This is a genomic window from Microbulbifer variabilis, from assembly GCF_023716485.1.
GTDB classification, from domain to species: Bacteria; Pseudomonadota; Gammaproteobacteria; order Pseudomonadales; family Cellvibrionaceae; genus Microbulbifer; species Microbulbifer variabilis_B.
On sequence record NZ_CP092418.1, the window covers coordinates 1,262,491 to 1,287,401 of the forward strand.

Genomic DNA, 24,911 nt, shown 5'->3' on the forward strand with positions numbered 1-24,911 from the left:
TAGTGGTGGCGATGTGTATCCCAACCTATTGCCACTGATTGATAGAAGTGGTGTGGGTAAAAAGTAAGGCTTGGTTATTTACCGCGACTTGTGCGGCCAACAAGATTTAAGCCAGCAAATACGTAATAGCCGGATGGTATTTGAAGGACCTCTTGGAAATGAGTGAATCCAGCAAGGTAGTTTCCCTTTCAGAGAAAAGCGCAGAGCGATCTACGGCGCTTGCAGGTAAAGCCATGGTGCTTCCATCGGCCGTTGCAATGTTGAAGGAGAAGGCTTGCGCCGAGTTATTCGAGCGGGTCAAGTCACTGTTTGGCAAAGTGGATGACTCACTTTTTGCCATGGCCGAGCGTGCCCATGGTCAGGAAGAGCAAGATGGATTGTTCCAAGCCTTGCGCCTGTTGCGGGTTGAGCGCCGCAATATTGCAGAAAACTTCATCGGCAATGTCCAACAGGCTTTTCAGATTCGCCAGGAGGCTCAGGACACACCCAGCTTTGCTCCAGATAACCTGTCACTGGTCCACAACGATGATCTAGAGCAGTTGGTGGCTGCAGATACCATGGTGGCTTCTGCAAAACGCGATTTTGCAGAACCTTTAACGGAATTGTGTCTGCGCCTGGATACCCTTTATTCGGTTAAGATTTACGACAAGAACAACCCCTTGGGGCCCGATGTTATTTGCGACGCCTTTGTGGAGGCAATCCAACCCCTCGATCTACATATTCGCGCCCGCCTCACCCTGTTGAAAAAGTTTGAGCAGCTTGTTATGCAACAGCTGCGGGGGTTTTATGATTTTTGTAACCAGTTGTTGGTGGAGCAGGGAGTATTGCCCTCTCTGAGGGAGCAACAGCGTGCGGCGCGCCAACGGCCTGCTGCACATTCTACGCCGGTGTCAGGTGGTGCCCAGACTACAGTGGGTACCGGCCATGCTGCGGCTGAGGGGCAGGGGCCGGTTGCTTCAGGCGTTCCAGTTAGCGGCCACGTTGCTCCGGGCCTAGTACCTGCTACAGCTGGTATGACCCCCATGCCGGCGGGAGATCTGCTCAGCCACCTGGGCGCCTTACAGAGCGGAGCTCATTACCAGGGCGGTGGTACGGCCCAATTGCTCAATGTGGGTGAGCTATTACAGCAGCGTTTGGTAGAGGCAAACCAAGCGGCATCGCTGGCGAAAGTGGACAGTGATGTTATCAAGCTGGTGGAGATGCTGTTCTCCTTTATCCTGGAAGATCGCAGCCTGGCAACGCCCATTAAATCCTTGTTGGGTCGTTTACAGCTGCCCTTGCTAAAGGTGGCTATCGCCGATAAATCATTCTTTAGTAAAGGGGGGCACCCCGCACGTAAGCTGCTCAACGAACTCGCCGATGCAGCCACGGGTTGGCAGGCTCCGGAAAACTATGAGTCCGACCCTCTTTACCGGGAAATCTCCCAGATTGTTGAGCGTGCCCTGAATGAGTTTGATCAGGATATTCATATCTTTTCAGCCTTGTTGGAGTCCCTGCGTGAGTTTATAGCCCGCGAGCGCAAACGCGCCGAGATGCTAGAACGCCGGGTGGTGGATGAGGCCGATGGCCGTGCAAAAACCCAGGCCGCACGAGCGCGCGTTGCCGCTGTTATGGATGCGTTGGTGGCGGAGCGCGATCTGCCGCCGGTTGTGCAGGACTGGCTCAATAAGGTTTGGAATAACGTTTTATTCCTCACCTGCGTTAAAGAGGGTACTGACAGTGAGGCCTGGAGTCGCGATGTGCGCACCGCTCGAGACCTGGTCTGGAGTGTGCAGGCGCCGATGCCGGAAGCACGCAAGCAGCTTTTGAGCCTTCTGCCAACTTTGCAGGAGCGCCTGAGGGAAGGTATTGAGGCGCTTTCCTACAATGCCTTTGAGGCCCGTAGTCTGTTTGCCGGCCTTAAGGAAATTTATCGCGAGCGCTTCGCCTTGGCACAACGCTTAACAGAGGAGCGCGAGCGCTTAGTCAAAGAGCAGGTAGCCAGGGAAGTTCAAGCGGCTACTGCCGTAGAGGTGGTGGCGGAAACACCGGCTGAAACAGCCAAGATTGAAGCAGTTGCAGAATCGCCAGAAGCTGAAGTGGCCTTGGCTGAGGATCGGGTAGCGGTTGATAGTGCCGAAGCCAAGGAGGAAATTGCTCTGCCGCCTATGGAAGAGATAGAGCAGGCGGTGGCCCAAGCTGAAGTCGCCCCGGTTACTGAGGAGCAGCAGGGACTGGCACAACTCGATGAAGACGATCCCCACTGGCAGATGACCTTCCGCCTGGCTCAGGGAAGCTGGTTCGAGCTGAAGCGATCCGAAGAGGAACAGTTCCGCTGTCGTTTGGCGGCGGTGATCCGGGATATCGACCAGTTTATTTTTGTAAATCGCAATGGTGCCAAAGTAGCGGAATTTGCCCGCCTGGAACTGGCCCATGCCCTGCGCTCAGCACAGTTGTTACCCCTAGATGACGGCATGCTGTTCGAGCGCGCCTTGCAGTCAGTAATTGGTAATGTACGTAAAAAACGCAGTGAACAGCGTTAGGGAATAAAAAGGCAATTTCATATACCCGGCAGTCTAGACCGGGTTTCCACTTCTGTCGTCAGACAGTTCCAAACGGATTGGCATATCGATCAACGCTTCCATAAAATGGTTACTGCTGAAATCCCGGGCTACTCGGGTTGGTAGTTTTTTTGGAGCGGAGATCGCAGATTGAAATATCAAGTGGATTCCGGCTGGTTATCAGGGGTGCGTCGTGTTCCCAGCCCACACTGCAACAGCCGGCCGGATAACTGCCCTGTAGACCTACTGGTGATTCACAGCATAAGCCTGCCCCCTGGTCAGTACGGTGGCCCTTATATTGATACGTTTTTCCTTGGGCAGTTGGACATTGATGCCCACCCTTACTTCACGGAAATTGCCGCTTTACAGGTTTCTGCCCACTTGCTTATCGATCGCGACGGCATCGTCACTCAATATGTGCCTTTGGACCGGCGAGCCTGGCACGCGGGCAAGTCGGAGTTTAGGGGGCGCAGCAACTGCAATGATTTTTCCATTGGTATTGAGCTGGAGGGCCTGGATACGGATATTTATACCGATGCTCAGTATCTGGCGCTGGCAGAAGTTACCCGAGCGATTATGCAGGCTTATCCAGGGATAGGAGTCGATAAAATTACCGGGCATTCTGATATAGCTCCTGGGCGCAAATTAGACCCGGGCCCAGGCTTTGACTGGCAGCGCTATCTGGGGCACGTAAAAAAAGTCGCCGAGTAATTGTGAGCGGTATTATTGGCGCATATTTATCAATAGAGTCTTACAATCGAATCTCGGCACTTTTGTGCCGGTAACTGAATTTCTTTACGCACTATCACGGCAACGTTATGACCTTGCTGATTATTTTATTGACCTTAGGTTTGGTACAAATTTGGGGATCGGGCGCGCCTTTACATCGCGATCACTGGTTCGATCGCTGGAGTACCCACATCGAGGGGCTTTCCCCGCTACAGGGAAAAGAAGGCTTGCTAATCGGATTTAGCGTCCTGCCGCCGGTTCTGGTGGCGGCGCTGGCAATGGCTTTTGCCCAATCTTTCGCTGGGGCTTTGGGGGGGCTTTTGCTAGGGGTCCCTCTATTGCTCTATTGCCTGGGGCGTGGAAATTTTAATGAGACTTTGAGTGCTTATCTGCGCAACTGGTATCGGGGTGATTTTAACGGGGCCGCCGAAGCGGCACGCCCCCTGTTGCGGGAAATTCACGAGAGTGCCGCCGAGGGCGGACGTTTGCATGAGCAGGTATTTCGCGGAGCGGCCTATTCCGCTTTCGAGCGACTTTTTGCCGTTTTGTTTTGGTTTATCCTGCTGGGTATTCCGGGGGCGCTGCTGTTTCGCCTGAGCGCTCTTTACGCGGAGCGTGCTCGGGGAACCGAACGAGAGGCTGTGGCCGCGCGCTGGCTGTGGTTGCTGGAGTGGGTGCCAGTAAGGTTGATGGGGCTAAGTTTCGCCATTGTCGGTAACTTTGCCGGCTGTTACAGGGCCTGGAGGCAGTGCCTGATGTGCCGGGAACGGGATACTGATCAGGTTCTCGAATCCTATTTGGAGGGGGCCCTGGGAGGGATTGATGCCAGTGAGTGCAGTGCCTCTGCAGATCTCTCCCATATCCAGCGCCAGAGTGGTGCGGAGATCGAAGGTTTGCAGGCGTTACTATCCAGGTCCCTACTGCTGTGGATTACCGCACTGGCACTTACTGTCTTGTTTTTCTAAATGTGAACACTCGCACCCATTGGAATCAAAGTTCCACAAAAAATTATAAAATGGGATTAATTTGCTAACAGTTACTTGACTTAACACCAGTATCCAAGAAGATTGCGCCCGCTACAAAATCCAGGTTCTTTGCCTGGCTGCGGGCGACATATACTTAGTGGAGGATGTAGGGGTTGAAGGTTTCATTACTGGAAGCACAAATGCTGTCAGATCTCAGTGTGGCAAGTGGTGGCAATACCGCAGCTTTGGTTGCTGGCCTTAGGGCTTATTTCCGTAGTGGTGCCACTGTGGAACTGAGCTGGAGACGCCGGCAGTTGAATCAACTGCGCAAGATGCTCAGTGAAAATGAATCCCGCTTTATTCAGGCCTTGGGTGAAGATTTACATAAGGCGCCACAAGAAGCTTATCTGACCGAGATTGCTTTCCTCTACGCTGATATCGAACATACTCTGAAACACTTGAAGCGCTGGGTTCGCCCTCGCAAAGTATCCTCACCACTTTTGACCCAGCCCGCAAACAGTTACATCCAGCCGGAACCGCTTGGGGTGGTTCTGATTATTGGTGCCTGGAATTACCCTTTGCAGTTGTTGTTGTCGCCATTGGTTCCCGCGATTGCTGCGGGTAACTGCGCAGTTGTGAAACCCTCGGAGCTGGCTCCCAGTATCTCCCAATTGATTGCTGAACTGCTGCCACGTTACCTCGACCACGACGCTTTTGCCTGTGTTGAAGGCGCTGCGGCCGAGACCTCTAAGTTACTGGAGCAGCGCTGGGATCATATTATGTACACCGGTGGTGCTAGAGTCGGCAGGATTGTTATGGCGGCTGCAGTTGAGCACCTGACCCCGGTTACATTGGAGCTGGGGGGCAAGAGCCCCTGTATTGTGGCTGACGATGCCGATATTGAACTCGCCGCCCGCCGCATTGCTTGGGGAAAGTTTACCAATGCAGGGCAGACCTGTATCGCACCGGATTATGTGCTGTGCACCCGTCACACCGCCGATCTCCTGGTGCCTGCTATTCAGCAGGCGGTGACAAAAATGTTCGGAGAGGACCCGCAAAAGAGCTCGGACTATGGACGTATCGTCAATAGCCGGCATACCCTGCGCCTGGCGGATCTTCTCAGTGGTGGAGATGTTATTTATGGCGGTGAGGTAGATGCCGACAACCGCTATATAGCGCCGACACTGATGCGCTGCGTCGATCTCGAAGCTTCAGTGATGCAGGATGAGATCTTCGGGCCAATCCTGCCGGTAGTCGAACTGGATGACTTCGGAAAAGTGGAGGGATTTGTCAATCAGCGGGAAAAACCGCTGGCCCTGTATATTTTTACTAAAAGCGATAGCTTGGCCGAACGGATTCTTTCCAGCTGCAGCTCCGGTAACGCTTGTGTGAATGACTGCATGATGTTTATGCTGGCCCAAGATCTGCCATTTGGTGGGGTGGGAGCCAGCGGTATGGGTTGTTATCACGGTGAACATGGCTTTAAAACTTTTAGCCACTATAAAGCGGTAATGAAGCGCAAAAATATTTTGGATGTTAATTTACGTTACGCCCCTTACAGCAAACGCAAATTCAGTTTGTTGAGAATGCTGCAGAAGTAGAAATACTGAGAAGTGTGACCAGCAGCGGGGATTTTACTGGTTTTTTGGGGGGCTGAATTGGTACATTCAGCAAAAATTATTTAGATAAAAATGCTATGCCCTCGGATCGTAATGACCTACCCACCAGTGCGGATGTTTTTTGTGCCGCGCAAACCATTGCTGACTCTGTCCACCGAACACCGCTAATTCGCTCCCAATTACTCGACCAAGTGGGGGGCGCTAACCTCTGGTTCAAGTGTGAACACCTACAGAAAGTAGGTGCCTTCAAAGCCCGCGGTGCCACCAATGCCCTTGCCAATCTGCCCGCTGGAGCTGAAGTGGTAGCGACTCACTCCTCGGGAAATCATGGTGCTGCTTTGGCCTGGGCTGCTGCTGAGCTGGGCCTACCCTGCATTGTGGTGATGCCCGAGACGGCGCCCAGGGCTAAGCGTGAGGCTGTACAGAGTTATGGCGCACAAATAATTATTTGTGGTCCTACTCAATTGGAGCGCGAGACCGCACTGCAAGCCGTAGTAGAGGAGACGGGAGCCCATGTGGTTCCGCCTTTTGACGATAGTCGTATTATCGCCGGGCAGGGTACCGTTGCCCTGGAAGTGGTACAGCAATGCCGCGATCAGGGTTTTACTCCGGATGTGCTCCTGGCACCCGTGGGGGGCGGAGGGCTACTCGCCGGAATTGGTTTGGCCATGGCAGCCCTGGCACCAGATGTCTTGGTAATTGGTGCGGAACCCGCTGGCGCAGATGACGCTCAGAGATCACTACGTGGTGGTGTGCATGTCACCACCCAGCAGCCGCAAACTATCGCAGATGGCCTACGCACCACACTGGGGCGCAGAAATTACTCTGTAATTCGGCGCACGGTGCGAGATATTGTGACAGTTTCAGAAAATGGTATCGTGCGGGCAATGGAGCTGTTGTGGACGCGTACCAAGCAATTGGTTGAGCCCTCTGCGGCAGTTGGCCTGGCAGCTGTGCTAGAGCACAGCGCGCGCTTTCGCAATAAGAATGTTGCGATTGTCCTCACCGGCGGCAATATGGATTTGGACCGGGCTTCGAGCTTGTTGGCCGGAGCCGAAAAATAACTACAGGACGATTGAATATGAATTTAGGATTTGGCCGCTTTATTTACTGCAAACTCAGTTCGGGCCTGGTGGCATCGGCCCTTTTCCTGGCGGCAATGGCTGCACAAGCTGGGCAGCTGACGCTCACTTCCAGCTCATTAAAACCCGGTGGCAAAATGCCTCTGGCCCATGTGTACAGTGGATGTGGCGGAGAAAACCTCTCCCCCGAACTGAGCTGGAGCGGCGCCCCTGAAGGAACTAAAAGCTATGCGGTAATGGTTTACGACCCCGATGCGCCAACTGGCAGTGGCTGGTGGCACTGGGTGATGTTCAATATTCCCGCTGAGGTAACCAGTTTGCCAGAGGGCGCGGGCGATCTGAAAAATGGTTTGGTACCAGAGGCCGTTCAGGGGCGCAATGATTACGGCAACCCCGGTTATGGTGGCGCCTGTCCACCAAAGGGGCACGGCGATCATCGCTACCGTTTTCGAGTCTATGCCCTGAAAGTAGACTCGCTGCCATTGGATGAGAACTCCTCCCCCGCTAAAGTGGGTTTCAATGTAAATGCCAATAAATTGGCGGAGGCCGAGCTCGAGGTTCTGTGGGGTCACTGAGCGCATCAGTTCTAAATTGATGGCCAAGTGCGGGCTAGTTGCCCGCATTATTTTACCAAGGCCAATTATGGGGTTTAAGGGGAAAGGTTGAATATGTCGCAGCAGCAACTGACATGGGGGCAAGCCCTCGGTGCTTACCTTAAGCCTCGTGTACTCACCATGTTTTTTCTTGGCTTTTCTGCCGGCCTTCCGCTCTTATTGGTCTTCTCTACCCTGACCGCCTGGCTGAGAGATTTTGGTGTAAGCCGCACAGCTATTGGTTTCTTCGCTTGGGTGGGAATTACCTTTTCGATAAAAGTGCTTTGGGCCCCAATTATTGACCAACTACGATTGCCTTTTTTCACTGATAAGTTGGGTAAACGCCGCGGTTGGATGTTGGTATCTCAAGTGGGGATTGCTATCGGGCTAGTGGGTATGGCCAGCGTTAACCCGCAGCAATCACTGATGGAAGTAGCCCTGCTCGCTTTATGGGTTGCCTTCTGTTCGGCTTCGCAGGATGTGGCAATTGACGCATACCGAATAGAGGCCATGGATGAAGATTACCAGGGTGCTATGGCGGCTAACTACGTATTCGGTTACCGAGTAGCAATGCTGATTGCCGGAGCCGGGGCGTTATTTATTGCGGATGCTTTCAGCTGGTCAGGTGCTTATCTTATGATGGCAGCCCTCATGGGGGTGGGGGTGATTACATGCTTGGTTGTCTCCGAGCCTGATCACAGCAAGGTGAACAAAGAGGCAGATAAGCTGCAAAGTGAGTGGGAAGAACGCCTGTTGGGGAAGGGGGAGCACGGCCGCCTGAAACAGTGGTTTATTCGAGCTGTAGTGTGCCCTTTTGTTGAATTCTTTCAGCGCAATGGTCGCTTTGCCCTCGTTTTATTGGTTTTTATCGGCATTTTCCGTCTCAGCGATATTGCGATGGGGATAATGGCGAATCCGTTTTATCTGGATTTGGGTTTCACCAAGACTGAAATCGCGGAAATCAGTAAACTATTTGGGTTTTTCTGTACCATTATCGGTTCTTTTCTCGGCGGGGTTTTAGTTGTTCGCTATGGTGTGCTGCGCCCATTAATACTCGGTGCAGTGATGGTGGCGTGTACCAATCTCTTGTTTGCTCAGCTTGCACTGATAGGACCGGACAAGGCGTGGCTCGCGCTGGTGATTAGTGCCGACAATATCAGTGGTGGTATGGCTAATGCTGTGCTCGTTGCTTACCTTTCCAGCCTGGCCAATAAGGCCTATACAGCTACCCAATATGCACTGTTCAGTTCACTCATGACGCTGCCGGGTAAATTTATCAGTGGCTTCTCCGGTATCGTGGTGGATGCTCAGGGCTACGCCCAGTTCTTTATTTATGCGGCACTAATGGGGCTGCCGGCCATATTCCTTTCTATCTATTTTTGGCGGCGGGAGAGACGCGGCTGGAGTGAAGAACAGCCCCAGCCGGGTTAAGGGCTTATCGCGGCCATAGGGTACCCCCTCACTTTCCGTTTTTCCTATCGAAGGCTTATCGATTTTCTTTTTGGCCACTGAACGTGGCCTTTAGCGTTTTTGCTTACCAGCTATTTGTGCATTGGGTGACGGTAGTCACCGAGCATTTTTGTCAGCTTGTGTCTATGTTGGTGGAGGGGAAACCACTACCTCTCCTGTGCGCCGCTAATACTCCCCCCGCATTTGGGTTTATCGCTGTGTTAATTGGAGAGCGCACATTTTCAATTGCCGAGTTAACGAATAAACGCGACAAACTATGTCCCACGAAACAGTCAGGGAAGCGGTATTTAACCGGAGAATGCTGATCTGTATCGGCACCGGCTTTTCCTCGGGGATGCCGCTGTTTGTGCTGATTCAGCTGGTACCTGCCTGGCTGAGAACTGAAGGGGTGGACCTGGCGACGATAGGCATCTTCTCCCTGTTGGGATTGCCCTATACCTGGAAGTTTATCTGGGCGCCGCTTATGGAGCGCTACGCGTTTCCAATACTGGGGCGCCGCCGAGGGTGGATGTTGGTGATGCAGCTGCTGCTGATCCTTTTTATTGGCGCATTGGGTATGTTCAATCCTCAGTTTAATATTTGGACGATCGCGGCCCTGTGTTTTGGCGTAGCCTTCTTTAGTGCAAGCCAGGATATTGTCCTGGATGCTTTTCGCCGGGAAATTCTACCGGACTGGGAGTTGGGGCTCGGTAACTCTTTTCATGCTAACGCATACCGGATTTCCGGTTTGGTGCCGGGCTCTCTCAGCTTGATTCTCTCTGATCATCTGGCCTGGGGACAGGTCTTCTGGGTGACGGCAGCTTTTATGCTGATCGCAGTTTTTATGACCTTGATGGTTGCTGAGCCGCAACACCCGGCGGAGCGGCCTAGGTCCTTGCGCGAAGCAATTGTCCTGCCTTTTGTGGAATTCTTCGGTCGTAACGGTGTTAAGCATGCCATTTTAGTATTGGCATTTATGTTTCTTTACAAGCTGGGCGACAGTATGGCAACAGCCCTGGCGACACCCTATTACCTGGATATGGGCTATTCCAATACAGATATTGGTATTGTTGCTAAAAATGCTGGACTTTGGCCGGCGGTAATTGGCGGCTTTCTAGGCGGCCTGTTAATCGTACGTATCGGTATTAATAAGTGCCTGTGGATTTTTGGGGTTATTCAGCTTGTTTCGATCTTCGGCTTTATGATTCTGGCCCAAGCCAATGAGGGCTTGGTTGGCACCCCTGGCTTTAAGCCCAGCCTCTGGTTACTGGCAGTGGTGATTGCTTTTGAATACTTAGGGGTGGGGCTCGGGACAGCGGTGTTTATTGCCTTTATTGCTCGAACAACCAGTAAATTACACACTGCGACACAACTGGCACTTTTTACGGCATTGACCTCCCTGCCCAGAACTTTTGCCAATGCCTCCACGGGGTACTTGGTAGAGTCTATGGGATGGACCAACTTCTTCCTGTTGTGCGCAGCGCTTGCGGTGCCGGGGATGCTGTTACTCTTTGTCGTAGCCCCCTGGCGAGGCGAGGGCGAAGAGGCTTAATAGTGGCAAGATCATTCCATGACTGTGCAGAGGATGCCTGATTTAGGGCTTCCAGCGATATTTCGCCATATCTACCCGTCCCTTAAGAAAACTAACCCCTTCACTTTCCAGCCGTTCCCGCTGGCGAGAGGCTCCGGGCTCTGGCAGCGAGATACGGCCCTGGGCATTAATCACCCTGTGCCAAGGAAGAGCAGTGTCTTTGGGTAACTTCCTCAGTTGTTGGCCCGCGAGTCGTGCAGCTCTGGGGAAGCCGGCCATTTCCGCCAGATCCCCATAGGTGACTACATGGCCACATGGGATTGAGGCCAGAACGCGGCATATTCTGGCAAGTGTATCGCTGGCTTGTTCTTTGCTCACAAAATTTCTCTGCTAAACCATTTACCGGAAGTTAGCTTCAGTTTGCCGCAATTGATGCCGAATAGGCTATAAATGAGCATCTAAAGAAGTCTTGCCCATGTATTGCCATAAGTAGTTGGGTAGTAACGGCGTGCCAGATTAATGACAGTTATGGCATTATTGCAGCTTGTTTTGTTTTTTTAGAACGGTTTTCACTGTTGGTTCACCCAGAAACTTTAAGGTCCTCCTGTGGTTCTATCGACACGCTTGTCTAGGTTTTTCACGCAAACTCTTCTCTGTCTGGCGTCTTTGCCACTCCATGCTGGTGTGCTCACCCTTGAGAATGGTGACCGTATTCAGGGAGAGTTGGTGCTGGTTGATAGCGAACAGGTAATTTGGAAGTCAGAAACTTTTGGCCAGGTCAAAGTCGATAAGTCCAAAGTCGTCTCTATGGACGTTGATACCGACTTGAAGATTGCCGGGCGCGATGAGCCCTGTACCCTGGCGGGGCACCGGCAGGAGCAGTGGGAAGTCTATTGCGCAGAGGGAGATGGTTGGTTAATTGATTTCCCTGGAGTCGAGCGGGCAGAGCCGTATCCGCACTTTGTCAGTAACCCACTGACTTTCAAAGGCAACGTGAGTGCTGGGGGTGTCTTTGAATCTGGTAACCGTGAGCGAAAAGACCTGGATACCAAACTCAATTTGGATGTACGTCATGGGGATTTTCATCATCTGATAGGAGCTCTCTACCAGAACCAAGATAGTGAAGATGATGGTGCCCTGGAAAAATACCAGCTGACCTATGACTTGCGCTGGATCTTCGCAGAAAAGTGGTTTGCCGAGGCTAACACTGAGTGGGAGCATGAAGAGGCGCGCAACTTGGATTTGGGGACCACTATGGGTCTCGGTCTCGGTTACCTATTTTACAATACAGATAAAACAGCATTTTCACTGGCAGGTGGTGTCAGTAGTCTTCAGGAAGATTTTATCGATACCGAGTTGAGTGAAGACCAGGATGACCAATATGTGGCAGGCCGGCTTAAATTAGATTATGACTATAAATTTTCTTTTGGCCCGGAAATTTACTTCAAACAGGAAATCTTACAGTCTTTTGACCGCAGTGATGATTATCAGACAAATGCCGAATTGGGTGTACGCACACCATTGGTTGAAGGCATATTGATGGAAATCGGCTACCAGTGGCAGTACGACAACACACCATCACTCGAGAGTGAAAAAGAGGATACCAAGGTAACCGTGGGTGTCGGTTATGAATGGTAGTATCTTGCTGGCAACCTGCTTTTAAGAAGGTTGCCAAGGCACAGCAGCAATAAAATTTAAAAATAAGGAGTTCATCATGCAGATTGCCGGCAGCATAGTGGCGATTACTGGCGCAGGCCAGGGTTTGGGGCGAGCAATGGGGGAATACCTGGCTGCACGCGGAGCACGGCTGGCATTGATTGATGTCAATGAGGAAGGCCTCAAGCAGAGCGTTGCCGCTTGTGAAAAGCATGGCGCCGAGGTTCGTAGCTATATTATCAATGTAGCCAGTGAAGAAGAGGTAGATAAGGGCTTTCTGCAAATTGCCGAAGATTTTGGTGGCCTGCAGGTGCTGATCAATAATGCCGGAATTATGCGCGATGGCATGTTGTTGAAATGCAAAGAGGGCAAAGTTACCGATCGTATGTCTCTGGCCCAGTGGCAGTCTGTTATTGATGTGAATCTGACAGGTGTCTTTCTTTGTGGCCGAGCGGCAGCGGGCATTATGGCGGAGAGTGGCAAGGGCGGGGTGATGGTTAATATCTCCAGCCTTTCCCGAGCAGGTAATATGGGGCAGACCAACTACTCTGCCAGCAAGGCGGGCGTTGCCGCTATGACCGTAACCTGGGCCCGTGAACTGGCTCGCTACGGTGTGCGGGTAGCTGCAATTGCTCCAGGTTTTATTGGCACTGATATGGTTGCGCAGATGCGCCCGGAAATCCTGGAAAGTCTGGTTAAGCAAGTGCCATTGAGACGCCTGGGTGAGCAAGAGGAAATTGCCTCAACCGTGGCGTTTATTCTGGAGAATGATTATCTAACTGGTCGAGTTTTGGATATCGATGGTGGTGCACGTATTTAATAATTAAGCAGTGCGCGATCAGAAGAGGGTGAACTTTGTTCGCCCTTTTTTATTTGCCTTTCAGTAATGACTCTAAGGTTTATCTATCCCTTCCTTGCATATCGCGTGTTGAGAGTCTCTCGATAAAACAGGTATACAAATAAGGAAATAATGAGCCAGGCCAGGATGGATGCCACTTCGTGAAATACGGTTTGCTCTAAAGATAAGTGAAAATCCCGCATCACAAAACCTTTGATTAGTGCCGACCAGGCATACAGCATCTTGCACATATGCAGGGCCCACCATGGTCGGCCTGTTATTTGCGGTCGGAAAAAAAACGTATAGACATCGAGTCCAACAAAAAACAGCATTAACGCGGATGGAGCCAAGTAAATGTTGGCATAATTGGGGTGTTTACCAATATCGTAAAGAAAAACCTGGAAATAGAAGACTGCGACCCAGGCAGCTATAGCAGCCAATACCCAATCGATAATATTGGAAGTGATTCTGCCATCATTAGAGTGCTTGATTCTCGGCCATATTCGGTAAGCAGAAAATATGGAGTAGCTGAATATACTGATCAATCCCAGTAATAAAAGGTCTGGGTGGGTATTGTAGACATAGGCAATATCGATCTGGTACTTAGGAATATCTGCCTTGAGATGCGGGATGATGTAAGGGTTGAATAGCATCAGCAGGGCACTGATGGAAAAGATAATGGCAATCAACAATGAGCTGAGGCCACCGATCCGATGGTAACGGCTGCCCTTCTTCATCAGAAGAGTTAATGGGATAGTAATAAACGTTAAGATGATGGCTGCAACCGTATGAACCTCTATAAATAGATTTAGTCCTTCAGGGGTTGTGAATAGATAATGCATTTAGTAAAGACCTGGCGGCAGCAAGTATTAATAAGGCTTACAGGCAAATGGCGATAGTTAATGGATTTGATTATCAGGAGAATGGTCTGGGTGAAGCTTTGATAGAAGTAAAGCTAAATTGCTGCTACCAATTGCTCCCCCAGACTTTTGGAACTCTCAATGTTGGAAGAATTTGAAGTCTTTAATCAAAAGTTTCTTGATCTAGCAAATTCTCTCCACACCGCCAACCCTATTTTTTGAGAGCATCCATTGCCAGAGCTGTACTCTGCGAACTCTAAATGTAGCGGCGCAGAACAACAGGTAATAGCGCCACATACGATAAAAGCGTCTGCCGTAACGATCGGCAAAGCGCGGCCAATTTTCCTCGAAATTTTTATGCCATGCCATCAGGGTTTTATCGTAGTCAGGCCCAAAGTTATGCAGATCTTCAAGTGTGAGAAGGTCCTGGGCTGCCTTGGTTATCTGCGTTGCAGCCGGAATTTCTCCATTGGGGAAAATGTATTTTTCAATCCATGGATCGGTATTGGCCGGTCTTGCTTTACCGATAGTATGGAGCAGTAAAGTTCCATCTTTCTTTAGGCAGCGTTTAGCCACTTCCATAAAAGCTCGATGATTTTTACGCCCAACATGTTCAAACATTCCGACACTGGCAATACGGTCGAAAGGCTCATCAAGCATTCGGTAATCCTGTAGGGAGACGGTAATCGGTAGGTTGGCATAGCGTTCGGAAACATAGGCTCTTTGTTCGCGGGAGATCGTTACTCCGACACACTCTACCTGGTATTTCTGGGCGGCATAGCCGATCAGGCTCCCCCAGCCACAACCGATATCCAATAGACGCATCCCAGGTTCTAGTTGCAGCTTACGGCAGATAAGGTCGAGCTTGGCTTCTTGAGCTTCGTCCAGGGTTTGAGCATCCTTCCAATAACCGCAACTATAGGTAAGGCGGTTATCGAGCATACCTGTATAAAACTCGTTTCCGAGATCGTAATGGTGCTCACCAACCTCGAAGGCGCGACGACGGCTTTGCAGGTTGATTAAGAAACTGCGCAGGTAGCGCCAAGCATAGCGCCAGGTCTTGGCATGGCGGCCAAGGTCGGCTTCCAGAATTTTGTACACAAATTGGTCCAGCGCTTGGACATCCCAATCTCCGCGCATATAAGTCTCACCGAGCCCCATACTGTGACGAGCGACAATCTCGTCTAGGGCCTCCTCGCGGTGGACTTGTATATCCCAGGGCCTATCACCATTCACCTGGATGTCGGCCTCGGCTAATATTTCGTCTACCAAGTGGCGACTGCGGCCAATGGCCGGCACTTCTATGGTGTCCTGCTGCTCGCTTGCCATCAAAGCCTCCCTCTCTCCTAGTTGCTGTGGGTTGATTGAGGCGCCCTTGAATAATTTGCCTCCCCACTCCATTTACTTCAGCATATTGAAAAACCTTGATCGTCCCAGCTTCGTAGAGCTGGTTTATTAGGAATTCCCTCAATGCGCCCATTACTGCTTCTATTTATAGTCCTACCTGTACTTGAAATGTGGGTTTTAATCACTGTAGGGAGAGAAATCGGCGCCTTGCCCACGATTGGATTGGTATTTTTAACCGCTATTGTTGGCGTAACCCTGTTGCGGCGGCAGGGCATATCGACCCTAATGCGGGCTCAGGAGAAGATGCGAACAGGCGATATACCTGCCCAGGAGATGGTTGAAGGAATCTTTCTTGCCGTGGGCGGGGCATTGTTGCTCACTCCCGGATTTATCACCGATGCCCTCGGATTTGCTTGCCTGATACCGGGTTTACGCCAACTGATACTGGGGAGACTGGTGCGTCATATCACCATTGTGCGGCCTGGTGACCCCCGCAGCTCGGACCCCAACCAACGCGGTCCAGATATTATCGAGGGGGAATTTTCTCGAGATGAGCGAAAACCTATGGATCAGGTAGGTCATAAGCATCATAAAGATTGAGCTGGTTAAATAGTGCACTATTTTGTGCTTCAGCCGGCACTTTTGTAGTTTTTTTATTGAAGAGTGTTGAAATCCATTCTCGCGCCCATAGATAGGGTTCAACTGAGAATTAAGCCCCGCCTCTGGGAATCAGGGAGGGGTGAGGTTACCGGCCCATAAAGCCAGTACCGCCGATGTTGAAAACCTTAAAAAAACGACTCAATGGAGAACTTATCCATGAAAATTCGTCCTTTACACGACCGCGTCGTAGTACGCCGTAAGGAAGAAGAAGCGATGTCAGCTGGCGGTATCGTGCTGCCAGGTGCTGCCAAAGAAAAGCCGAACCAAGGTGAAGTGGTAGCCGTGGGTGAGGGCAAGCAGCTGGACAATGGCGATGTTCGCGCACTGTCTGTGAAGGTGGGTGACACTGTTGTTTTCGGTCGCTATGCCGACAGCAATACCCTCAAGGTGGACGGCGAAGAGCTGATCATCATGAGCGAAGGTGACATCTACGGCGTGTTGGAAGGCTAAGAAAAGCCTTTAACTTTACTCGCAAAAAGAATTTGAGGAATAAGAATCATGGCAGCTAAAGACGTAATTTTTGGTGACGACGCTCGTCAGAAAATGCTGAAAGGCGTAAACATCCTGGCAGACGCCGTTAAAACTACCCTGGGTCCTAAAGGCCGCAACGTAGTGCTGGACAAGTCCTTCGGCGCACCTACCGTAACCAAAGACGGTGTTTCCGTAGCAAAAGAAATCGAACTGAAAGACAAGTTCGAAAACATGGGCGCGCAGATGGTGAAGGAAGTTGCTTCCAAAGCTTCTGACACTGCAGGTGACGGCACCACCACCGCTACCGTTCTGGCCCAGGCTATCGTAACCGAAGGCCTGAAATCCGTAGCCGCTGGCTTTAACCCGATGGATCTGAAACGCGGTATCGACAAAGCGGTAACCGCAGCGGTCAACCACATCGCTGGTCTGTCCACTCCTTGTGCAGACACCAAGTCTATCGCTCAGGTAGGTACTATCTCCGCTAACAGCGACGAGAGCGTTGGTACCATCATCGCCGAAGCCATGGAAAAAGTGGGCAAAGAAGGCGTTATCACTGTTGAAGAAGGTTCTGGCCTGGAAAACGAGCTGGACGTAGTAGAAGGTATGCAGTTCGACCGCGGCTACCTGTCTCCTTACTTCATCACCAACCAAGAAAACATGACTGCTGAGCTGGATAGCCCTTTCATCCTGCTGGTAGACAAGAAAATCTCCAACATCCGCGACCTGCTGCCCCTGCTGGAGCAAGTAGCTAAGGCTTCCAAGCCGCTGCTGATCATCGCTGAAGACGTAGAAGGCGAAGCGCTGGCAACTCTGGTTGTAAACAGCATGCGCGGCATCGTTAAAGTTGCTGCTGTTAAAGCTCCTGGCTTCGGCGACCGTCGTAAAGCCATGCTGCAGGACATCGCTATCCTGACTGGCGGCACCGTAATTTCTGAAGAAGTTGGTCTGGAGCTGGAAGGTACTACTCTGGAGCACCTGGGTACTGCAAAGCGCGTAACCCTGTCCAAAGAAAACACTGTAATCGTTGATGGCGCTGGTGATGTTAAAGACATCGAAGCTCGCGTTGGCCAGATCCGTGCACAGATCGAAGAGTCCTCTTCCGACTATGACAAAGAGAAGCTGCAAGAGCGCGTAGCCAAACTGGCTGGCGGTGTTGCAGTAATCAAAGTAGGCGCCGCTACTGAAGTGGAAATGAAAGAGAAGAAAGCTCGCGTAGAAGACGCTCTGCACGCTACCCGCGCTGCAGTAGAGGAAGGTGTAGTACCTGGCGGTGGTACCGCTTTGGTTCGCGCTACTCAGGCTATCTCTGTAACTGGCGACAACGAAGACCAGAACCACGGTATCGCTGCAGCCCTGCGCGCTATGGAAATGCCTCTGCGTCAAATCGTTGCCAACGCTGGTGATGAAGCTTCTGTAGTTGTTGATAAGATCAAGCAAGGCGAAGGCAACTTCGGTTACAACGCTGCTACCGGCGAGTACGGTGACATGCTGGAAATGGGCATCCTGGACCCTGCTAAAGTAACCCGTTCTGCACTGCAAGCGGCAGCTTCTATTGCTGGTCTGATGATCACCACCGAAGCTATGGTTGCTGAGATCCCGGAAGACAAGCCGGCTGCTCCTGACATGAGCGGTATGGGTGGCATGGGCGGTATGGGCGGCATGATGTAAGCCGGCCTAACAGCCTATCTAAAAAGCCCCGCAATTGCGGGGTTTTTTTTTGTCCAGAACAAAATGCTAGATAGCTGCTGTGACGAGTCGAAGCATGCCTGGATATTCCCAATGATGGTTAGACTTGGGAAAAGTTTATGGACTCAATGTGAGTGCCTTAGCTTGTTGTGCAAGTAACTCTGCTGTTTCTTCGGGAATACCCGTGATGGGAGGAGTATTTAACTGCGATAAGCCTACTAGATGGAAAGCAAAGACTAGAGAAGATAGATAGACACCCTTACGGTTGGGATGGCTTCCATCATGAGTGTAAAGGTCGATGTTTTTATCTAAAGATTGAATTGCCTCCCACGCAAGGCCGACTGGAACGATTTCTGAGAATGTTGTTTTAGCCATATTTTGGTAGCCTTCTAGCAGACGAGTTTGCATTTTGCTGCGAGTATCGTCAGGAATATTTTGAATATCTCCATGTTTGCGTCCCCAGGTTAGAAAGAGCAGAGGGGTGGCTCCGGCTTTTCGAACCTCATCCGTCAGTTTTTTCGCGTAAGGGTAAATCTCTTTTCGTCTCTGTTCTTCAGGAAAAGATGGAAGCTGGCTCTGTTCCTGAAGTCCCATTTTCTCTCATGAATAGCTTCTAATGTCTCTTCAGACTCAGAATGTTTTCGCAAGGTCCATCCACCTGGGGTTAAGGATCTATAGGTGATTTGTGTCCCATTAATTTCAGCGATTGACTGGATCATTGTAGGAAGCGGGCGAGTGTAGCTATTGCCGATAAAAAGCACGGAGAGAATTTTCTGGTGTTCTTGATCAGTTTGCGTCTTTTGCGCTACTAATAAAAAAGTTCCTACTACTAATAGAGAGATAAGAAAAAGTATTTTTAGTTTTAAATAACTTTCGGGTTTATTCATTGTTTCAGACTTTCAAATGGGCCAATTGCCGCTTAGGTTAGGTTAACTCTCGGCTTATTTCTGTGCAGTGTGTTTAAGATCTATATCCTTATTTGGTGAAATAGGTAATTGAGGAGATAGCCCTTTCTTTTGAAAATAATTCTCTGATTGTTTTTGTTTATTACTTTCTGGATTGTAACAAGGATGATGATATAGGTCGGCAAGGACTCGATATATAAGTAATTGATACTAATTTGGAGGAGAAACATTACATATATTTAATGTTCAGTCCAGCAAAGGGTTAGCATGCCCTTTTAGACTTCCCTTTCAGTAAATGGGAGGAAAGAGCAGATATGTTGCTATCAAAAGGTAATCTTGTACTAGCTGCCTGTCTTGCAGTACTAGGCTGCAAGGATTCGGGGGGCTCTGGAGAGGGGCAGGCGTTAGAATCCAGGAGTTCGCAAGTAGACTTAAGCCAAGCGTCGGCTGGTTTTTTTGCGCACTATACCCGTGTCAACTCAGTAGATATTCCGGAAAAGATCACAGGGCCTTATGCTGACATCATTGTGAACCTTGAAGGGAAAGGTAAGCTTGTTTTTGCTCGTGATCATAGTTACCGGCCTGTCTGGCATTTTGGAAACAATTCTAATCCTGTAGCACATTTGGCTGATATTTCGAGTGATGCCAATACTCGCTTTGATAAATCAAATGACTTTTCTTATGTTCGTATCTTAGAGCAGTCAGATGAAAAGGTTGTTATTCATTGGCGTTACTTCCCGAAAGCTAATGCGACAATGGGGCGAGATCCCGAAGGGGTAGTCCATGAGATTTATACGATTACTCGAGATGGCAATGTAACCAGGTTATACCGGCCAGGCACTGATACCATCACAGACTGGGATGTGCGTAGAGGGGCCATTATTCAGACTATGCGTCTCACGGAAAATGGCATAGCTGATGTACAAAATAAGTCTGGAGAGCTACAGGCAGGTGTGTCTCAGAGTAATGGAAATGCGATAGTCAATTATACTCCCCCTGGCTTGCCAGTGGCTCATTGGAAGTTTGATGAGGGTAAGGGCACGAGTACTGTTGAGAGCTTGAAATCAGCGACTGGATATATTGACAGCCACGGAGGTGATTGGATCGCTGGTGTGTCTGGTTCGGCCCTTTTTTTTGACGGTTATAGATCAGCAGTGGTGGTCGCGCAGGATGAGGTACCCATATTTAAGGAGGCTCTTTCTATTGAAGCCTGGATTAATCTAGCCGCTTATCCATGGAATAATGCCCCTATCATTCACCAGTCAGATAATATGGGAAATGAGGGGTATTATTTTGGAGTAAGTTCTGACGGTAAACTCCTTTTTACGGTAAATGGAAAAACTTTAATCTCTGATAGCGTAATCCCAGTTAATCAGTGGGTTCATGTTGGTGTTTCTGCAGAAAAGAATTTATCACTCTATATCAATGGTGTTTTAGATAAAAGTCAATCTTATGATGTCAATCTTTCGACTCCAGATATGCCAATGATTGTGGGGATGAATAATTCACCTTTACCGGCAACCGATGGGGTTCGGGAGAGTGAATTAAATGAATTCAATCACTTCTCCAGTATATTCGGTATTGAGGGGGCAATAGACGAAGTTGCCATTTATAAGCACTCTCTGACATCTAAGGATTTTTATGATAGTTACAATGGTTTTTTATTAGCACAAAAGAAAGCCCCAGATCCTAGTTTTACAAAGCGGCAATTGCCAGACTTGGAAAAATACCCTCAGAAGTTTGGTGGGATTTATACAAAGTTAGACTTTCATGATGCTTGGGATAACCTATGGAGGGTTACGGACAACGAAGATATTGTAGTCCGGTTCGATAATAAGCCGATTAGCTATGTATATTGGCGAGGAACATCACACGGCATGAACTTGGTGACGGATAATCGGTGGATGTCTGATCAAAGTGTGGAGTTAGTGATTCCAGATCCAGATGATCCTGAAACTCCAGTTTCAGTCAATCCGATTGTTTCTTTGGCTGAACACATGTCTGATAAGGCGGCTCTACGAACCCATGTTCGCATGATTGAAAATACTCCTGCGCGGGTTAAGGTTCACTGGCGTTATGCTGCTGCAGATGTATTTGATTTACTCGTTATGGATACTGCTTATATTGATGAGGTGCACACAATTTATCCCGATGGGGTGGCAATCCGGGATGTTTTTTACCATCCTGCAGCTGATGAAGGTGGAGTAGAATTTTACCAGGACTTCCAATGGTTACTAGGACCTGGTCAAAAGGCTGAGGACTTCCTGAATTATAATGCAGTTTCGATTGCGGGGCTTAAGGGGGACTCCTCTGATATAATTTATCCTATATCCTTAGACAGACCTAGTGATGGAGCGGACCCCAGCCCTTTGCCCGGTAATATTGCGGTGCTCAATAGCCAAACAAACTGGAAGGTCTTTGGAGTAAGTCAGGCAGGTGGTTTTTTTCCCTCTGCTAATGAGGAGAGTTCAGAGCATATAGATTTCCTGGGAGGTATTTTTCCGTTTGCAGGCCCTTGGAATCATTGGCCAATAGCTCAAATTCCTTCCGATGGTCGATTCTCCGTTGCCAATGATAGAGTTTCTCACTTTGCGGTTGGTAATCTAGAGGCCTTTGAATATGGTTCTGGATCTATGATGTATGGATTTACTCAGGGAACACCGGTTGATTTACAAGACTTGGCAGGTTCATGGATTTCTCCACCTGTGATAGATGCGGTTCAAGGTGTTAAGGACAATGCAATTACTTTTATCACAGATGAAAGAGCCTATAGCCTGACATCAGATGGGGTATCAGGAGATATTTCTTTGCTAGTGAAAGCTAATGATAGTAGTCCTTTGGTAAACCCATCACTCATTATTCGCCAATGGGGAACAAGTAAAACTCCGAAAGTAAAATTCAATGGCAAAGCACTATCCGATGTAAAATTGGGTATTATCAGAGATACTGATGGATCTCAGACTTTGATTGTATGGTTGCCCGTAACGGCGACCATGGATTCATCCATTGAAATTATTCGTGATTCTGTTGGTGAGCGTTAACCTTATTGTTGGTTGTTATATTTTAAGAATAAGCAGAATTGCCATACCATAGTATGGCAATTCTATTTTGTAAGTGGAAATTAACTATAAATAATTTTTTTCCTCTTGCAGATAAACACTCAATATAATTCAGTGGGCTTGCTTTCTTGAGAATTTAAAGGATGGGCGGAATGTGGTTCTGTGATTGATGGGATATCTATCTGTATCTTTAATCCATTGCAGTTAGCTAAATGAATCTTGGCTTTGTGTAAATTACAAACAGCTAAAACAAGACTTAATCCAAGTCCGTTGCCTTTTGTATGCCTATGGGATTCCAACCGGTAGAATCGTTCAAAGACCTTTTTTTGATCATCTTCTGGAATTCCTGAACCGCTATCGTGTAGCTGCAGACGAAGATAATCTCTACCCTGCTGAGATTGGGCTGAAAGCCTAATATCCAGATTGCCACTTCCTGGTGCGTACTTAATTATATTATCAAATAGATTTGCAATAGACTGAGACCATTGGTTTTTATCCCCAAAAATCATATGATGCTCATCATCTAAAGTGATGGATGGAAATATTCCCTGATCATGAAAAGTCGGTTCATAGACTTCTATTAGGGTTTTAAGGAGTTTGTGTAGTGAAAAGTGTCGAAATTCTGACCTTTTCGTTCCTTGCTCAATTTGTGAGATCCTGAGTAATGCATTAAAGCACTCTATGATCTTGTCATTTTCATTAATAATGGCTTCGATGGTATCTTTATCTGGTTTTTCTATATGCAATAATAGTTCTAGCTGGCCTCGTAGCCGAGAAAGTGGGGACTTTAGGTCATGGGCAATGTTGTCGGAAACCTGCTTTATCCCCATCATCAACTGTTGAATTTTGTCCAGCATTGTATTGATATGTATAGATAATTGATCATAGTCTCCGCCATTACTATTATATGGGATCCGTCTGTCCAGATCGCCAGACATAATTTGGCGGCATACTTTGTTGATCTCACTTATTCTTCTGACTGATTGCCTAGATACAAGATATCCACAAATTAGACTAATAATTGTAGTGATCAAAAGCCCATAAAAAATAGCTGAGTTAAGGTTTTTCAATAAATGAAATTCTTGGGTGAAATCCCTTCCCAGTATGAGTTCTCCTCCATCACTAAGTTGAGAAGATTTTGCTAGGCATATGTGTTGTTCATGTTCTTGAGAAAATGTAGAGTCTGGATTGTAGGTTGCTGTGTATGTAGACTTATAATTAGTGCTTTGTGGGGAAGTTCCTTCGATATTGCTGAGTATAATATTTCCCTTTCTATCCTGAAGCTGTACACAGAGGTCCTCTGTATCTAAAAAATACTCAGTTTCAATATAATATTTTGTAAGTAGTGTTGTATCTATGTGACGTTTTTTATGGTATTGGGGCCAATGGCTAAATCGTTCATCAGTAATCTGGTCTACATAATCGTGAAAATCTTCGGGAAATTCGCTGTTAAGCAGATACCAGATTAAGTTGGCCGGAATCTTTTCTAGAGGTGGGGTTATGCCCTCTCCCAGTGCGAATAATCGCCCTTGAATAGCAAGTTTCTCTTGCTGACTTAAGCTGCTTTTACTTAAAAGGTTTTTGAAATGGTGTGTGTAATCGCTAGTAAATTTTGATGGTGAGGCGTGGTTGTTAATAAAATTTCTAGGTTTTACATTTTGGAAGTTTGGGAAAAGGTCGGGGTGAAAAAACTCTAGGTCATTGATTGCCGCAATAGATTCTTTTGTTATATTTTCAACTTTATGAAGTGTTGGATTTGTCAAGGATTGCTTTGTGAGTAAATAGATGCTTGCCAGTGAAATACTGGAGCTAAGGCAGACGCAGCTGAATGTAATAATTGCCAGTCTGAAACTAGAGCTTTTATGTAGCTTAATTTTTTTCATGAAGGACATAACCGGCCCCCCTTACTGTGTGAATAAGAGGCCTATCCTGGGATTGGTCAACTTTCTTCCTCAGTCTGCTTACGTGTACTTCAACTACATTGGTCTTGGGGTCAAAATGAAGGTCCCAGACTTGCTCCAAAAGCATTGTTTTTGTAATAATTTGACCTTCATGTCTCATAAGATATTCTAGGAGTTTGAATTCTTGGGTTAATAGCTCAATACTACGGCCTCTGCGTTGTGCCTTTCTTGTTAAGAGATTGAGCTCAAGGTCTGAAACAATAAGGGATTCATAGGTATTGGACTGAGGTTGGCGCCTACCAATGACTTCGACTCTGGCTAAAAGCTCCGCAAAAGAAAAAGGTTTGGAAAGGTAGTCATCACATCCACTACGTAAACCTTCAACGCGATGGTCAACGTCTCCGAGGTTACTTAGCATTAAAACCGGTGTACTGATTTCCATTCCCCTCAGGGACCTTAATAGCTTTAGCCCATCCATACCAGGAAGCATTCGGTCAAGGATGATTGCATCAAAATTTTCGGTGCTAGCTTGAATTAATCCTGTTTTTCCATCATGACATAGCTCTACACTATGCCCTTCCTGGTTAAGGCCCTTGTGAAGGTAATGGCTTAATTTGATGTCGTCTTCTATTAGAAAAATTCGCATATATCTTTAGCTGGTAAATAGTTTTGGTTGCCAGTTACTTGTTGATCGAGTTCTTTAAATTGATTTTTTAATTTTTTTATTTATCTCAGGCTAAGTCATGTGTGCATGGTGAATATTAAAGGGTAACTAAATGTTGCCAGGAACTTTCAGCCTTTTAGACATGAACACAATTAATTTAAAAGTGATAAATACTATTTTTACACCACGCTGAAGGGTTGGGAGTAGTGAAGCCTATCTAGATTCTTGCATGTGGAGAACACTAGCAAAAAAACAGTTGTTAGGCTAAAACTGCGTCTTAAATTGTGTGTTAAGTGTGCTTCATGCCCCTTGTAATAGCAATGCTATATAAATCAAGTACCAAGAGAATACCCTGT

At 48.4% G+C, this 24,911-nt stretch carries 20 protein-coding genes; 14 read left to right on the top strand and 6 right to left on the bottom strand.

Features of this window, described 5'->3' with window-relative positions; genetic code table 11:
* Positions 1 to 158 precede the first annotated feature (158 nt).
* The 8 genes from MJO52_RS05550 to MJO52_RS05585 all read left to right on the top strand — a co-directional run bounded on the left by MJO52_RS05550 (position 159) and on the right by MJO52_RS05585 (position 10,529).
* Positions 159 to 2,522 (top strand): DUF1631 domain-containing protein, encoded by a 2,364-nt coding sequence (locus MJO52_RS05550; RefSeq protein WP_252084954.1) that lies wholly within the window; start codon positions 159 to 161, stop codon positions 2,520 to 2,522.
* Positions 2,523 to 2,690: 168 nt separating this feature from the next.
* On the top strand, positions 2,691 to 3,251 hold the full coding sequence (gene ampD / locus MJO52_RS05555) for a 1,6-anhydro-N-acetylmuramyl-L-alanine amidase AmpD (protein ID WP_252084955.1): 561 nt from the start codon (positions 2,691 to 2,693) through the stop codon (positions 3,249 to 3,251).
* A 107-nt stretch (positions 3,252 to 3,358) separates the two neighbouring features.
* Complete coding sequence (gene ampE / locus MJO52_RS05560) at positions 3,359 to 4,234, top strand: regulatory signaling modulator protein AmpE (protein ID WP_252084956.1); 876 nt, start codon at positions 3,359 to 3,361, stop codon at positions 4,232 to 4,234.
* A 173-nt stretch (positions 4,235 to 4,407) separates the two neighbouring features.
* Positions 4,408 to 5,835 (top strand): aldehyde dehydrogenase family protein, encoded by a 1,428-nt coding sequence (locus tag MJO52_RS05565; RefSeq protein ID WP_252084957.1) that lies wholly within the window; start codon positions 4,408 to 4,410, stop codon positions 5,833 to 5,835.
* Between the two features lie 95 nt (positions 5,836 to 5,930).
* Positions 5,931 to 6,917: a threonine ammonia-lyase gene (locus MJO52_RS05570; RefSeq protein WP_252084958.1), complete on the top strand. Its 987-nt coding sequence runs from the start codon at positions 5,931 to 5,933 to the stop codon at positions 6,915 to 6,917.
* 17 nt (positions 6,918 to 6,934) lie between these two features.
* On the top strand, positions 6,935 to 7,510 hold the full coding sequence (locus tag MJO52_RS05575; protein WP_286037008.1) for a YbhB/YbcL family Raf kinase inhibitor-like protein: 576 nt from the start codon (positions 6,935 to 6,937) through the stop codon (positions 7,508 to 7,510).
* Between the two features lie 93 nt (positions 7,511 to 7,603).
* Positions 7,604 to 8,959: an AmpG family muropeptide MFS transporter gene (locus MJO52_RS05580; protein WP_252084959.1), complete on the top strand. Its 1,356-nt coding sequence runs from the start codon at positions 7,604 to 7,606 to the stop codon at positions 8,957 to 8,959.
* 295 nt (positions 8,960 to 9,254) lie between these two features.
* Positions 9,255 to 10,529: an AmpG family muropeptide MFS transporter gene (locus MJO52_RS05585; protein ID WP_252084960.1), complete on the top strand. Its 1,275-nt coding sequence runs from the start codon at positions 9,255 to 9,257 to the stop codon at positions 10,527 to 10,529.
* A gap of 42 nt (positions 10,530 to 10,571) precedes the next feature.
* Here MJO52_RS05585 and MJO52_RS05590 read toward each other — a convergent pair whose 3' ends face one another.
* Positions 10,572 to 10,886: an MGMT family protein gene (locus MJO52_RS05590; protein ID WP_252084961.1), complete on the bottom strand. Its 315-nt coding sequence runs from the start codon at positions 10,884 to 10,886 to the stop codon at positions 10,572 to 10,574.
* Between the two features lie 288 nt (positions 10,887 to 11,174).
* Here MJO52_RS05590 and MJO52_RS05595 point away from each other — a divergent pair, with 288 nt between their 5' ends.
* Both MJO52_RS05595 and MJO52_RS05600 read left to right on the top strand, forming a co-directional pair.
* The gene (locus MJO52_RS05595) at positions 11,175 to 12,146 is read left to right on the top strand and encodes a DUF481 domain-containing protein (RefSeq protein ID WP_252084962.1); all 972 of its coding nucleotides are present in this window, start codon (positions 11,175 to 11,177) and stop codon (positions 12,144 to 12,146) included.
* Between the two features lie 76 nt (positions 12,147 to 12,222).
* Positions 12,223 to 12,984: an SDR family oxidoreductase gene (locus MJO52_RS05600; RefSeq protein WP_252084963.1), complete on the top strand. Its 762-nt coding sequence runs from the start codon at positions 12,223 to 12,225 to the stop codon at positions 12,982 to 12,984.
* An 83-nt stretch (positions 12,985 to 13,067) separates the two neighbouring features.
* Here MJO52_RS05600 and MJO52_RS05605 read toward each other — a convergent pair whose 3' ends face one another.
* Positions 13,068 to 13,844, bottom strand: a complete 777-nt coding sequence (locus MJO52_RS05605) for a hypothetical protein (protein ID WP_252084964.1) — start codon at positions 13,842 to 13,844, stop codon at positions 13,068 to 13,070.
* Between the two features lie 201 nt (positions 13,845 to 14,045).
* Positions 14,046 to 15,191, bottom strand: a complete 1,146-nt coding sequence (cfa, locus tag MJO52_RS05610; protein ID WP_252084965.1) for a cyclopropane fatty acyl phospholipid synthase — start codon at positions 15,189 to 15,191, stop codon at positions 14,046 to 14,048.
* A 141-nt stretch (positions 15,192 to 15,332) separates the two neighbouring features.
* On the opposite strand from cfa, the gene MJO52_RS05615 reads away from it, so the two are divergent.
* From MJO52_RS05615 to groL, 3 genes are all read left to right on the top strand, one after another.
* The gene (locus tag MJO52_RS05615; RefSeq protein WP_252084966.1) at positions 15,333 to 15,809 is read left to right on the top strand and encodes an FxsA family protein; all 477 of its coding nucleotides are present in this window, start codon (positions 15,333 to 15,335) and stop codon (positions 15,807 to 15,809) included.
* A 216-nt stretch (positions 15,810 to 16,025) separates the two neighbouring features.
* Positions 16,026 to 16,319, top strand: a complete 294-nt coding sequence (locus MJO52_RS05620) for a co-chaperone GroES (protein ID WP_152452204.1) — start codon at positions 16,026 to 16,028, stop codon at positions 16,317 to 16,319.
* Between the two features lie 48 nt (positions 16,320 to 16,367).
* Positions 16,368 to 18,008, top strand: coding sequence for a chaperonin GroEL (gene groL / locus MJO52_RS05625; RefSeq protein ID WP_252084967.1), 1,641 nt, complete (start codon positions 16,368 to 16,370; stop codon positions 18,006 to 18,008).
* A 135-nt stretch (positions 18,009 to 18,143) separates the two neighbouring features.
* Here groL and MJO52_RS05630 read toward each other — a convergent pair whose 3' ends face one another.
* Complete coding sequence (locus MJO52_RS05630) at positions 18,144 to 18,620, bottom strand: hypothetical protein (RefSeq protein WP_252084968.1); 477 nt, start codon at positions 18,618 to 18,620, stop codon at positions 18,144 to 18,146.
* 625 nt (positions 18,621 to 19,245) lie between these two features.
* Here MJO52_RS05630 and MJO52_RS05635 point away from each other — a divergent pair.
* The gene (locus MJO52_RS05635; protein ID WP_252084969.1) at positions 19,246 to 21,972 is read left to right on the top strand and encodes a LamG domain-containing protein; all 2,727 of its coding nucleotides are present in this window, start codon (positions 19,246 to 19,248) and stop codon (positions 21,970 to 21,972) included.
* A gap of 119 nt (positions 21,973 to 22,091) precedes the next feature.
* Here the strand turns inward: MJO52_RS05635 and MJO52_RS05640 are convergent, their stop codons facing one another.
* Together MJO52_RS05640 and MJO52_RS05645 are read right to left on the bottom strand one after the other, a co-directional pair.
* Positions 22,092 to 23,882 carry a sensor histidine kinase gene (locus MJO52_RS05640; RefSeq protein WP_252084970.1) on the bottom strand — a complete coding sequence of 597 codons (1,791 nt, stop codon included), beginning with the start codon at positions 23,880 to 23,882 and terminating at the stop codon, positions 22,092 to 22,094.
* On the bottom strand, positions 23,860 to 24,537 hold the full coding sequence (locus MJO52_RS05645) for a winged helix-turn-helix domain-containing protein (protein WP_252084971.1): 678 nt from the start codon (positions 24,535 to 24,537) through the stop codon (positions 23,860 to 23,862). Before MJO52_RS05645 ends, MJO52_RS05640 begins: the two co-directional genes overlap by 23 nt.
* Positions 24,538 to 24,911: the final 374 nt, after the last annotated feature.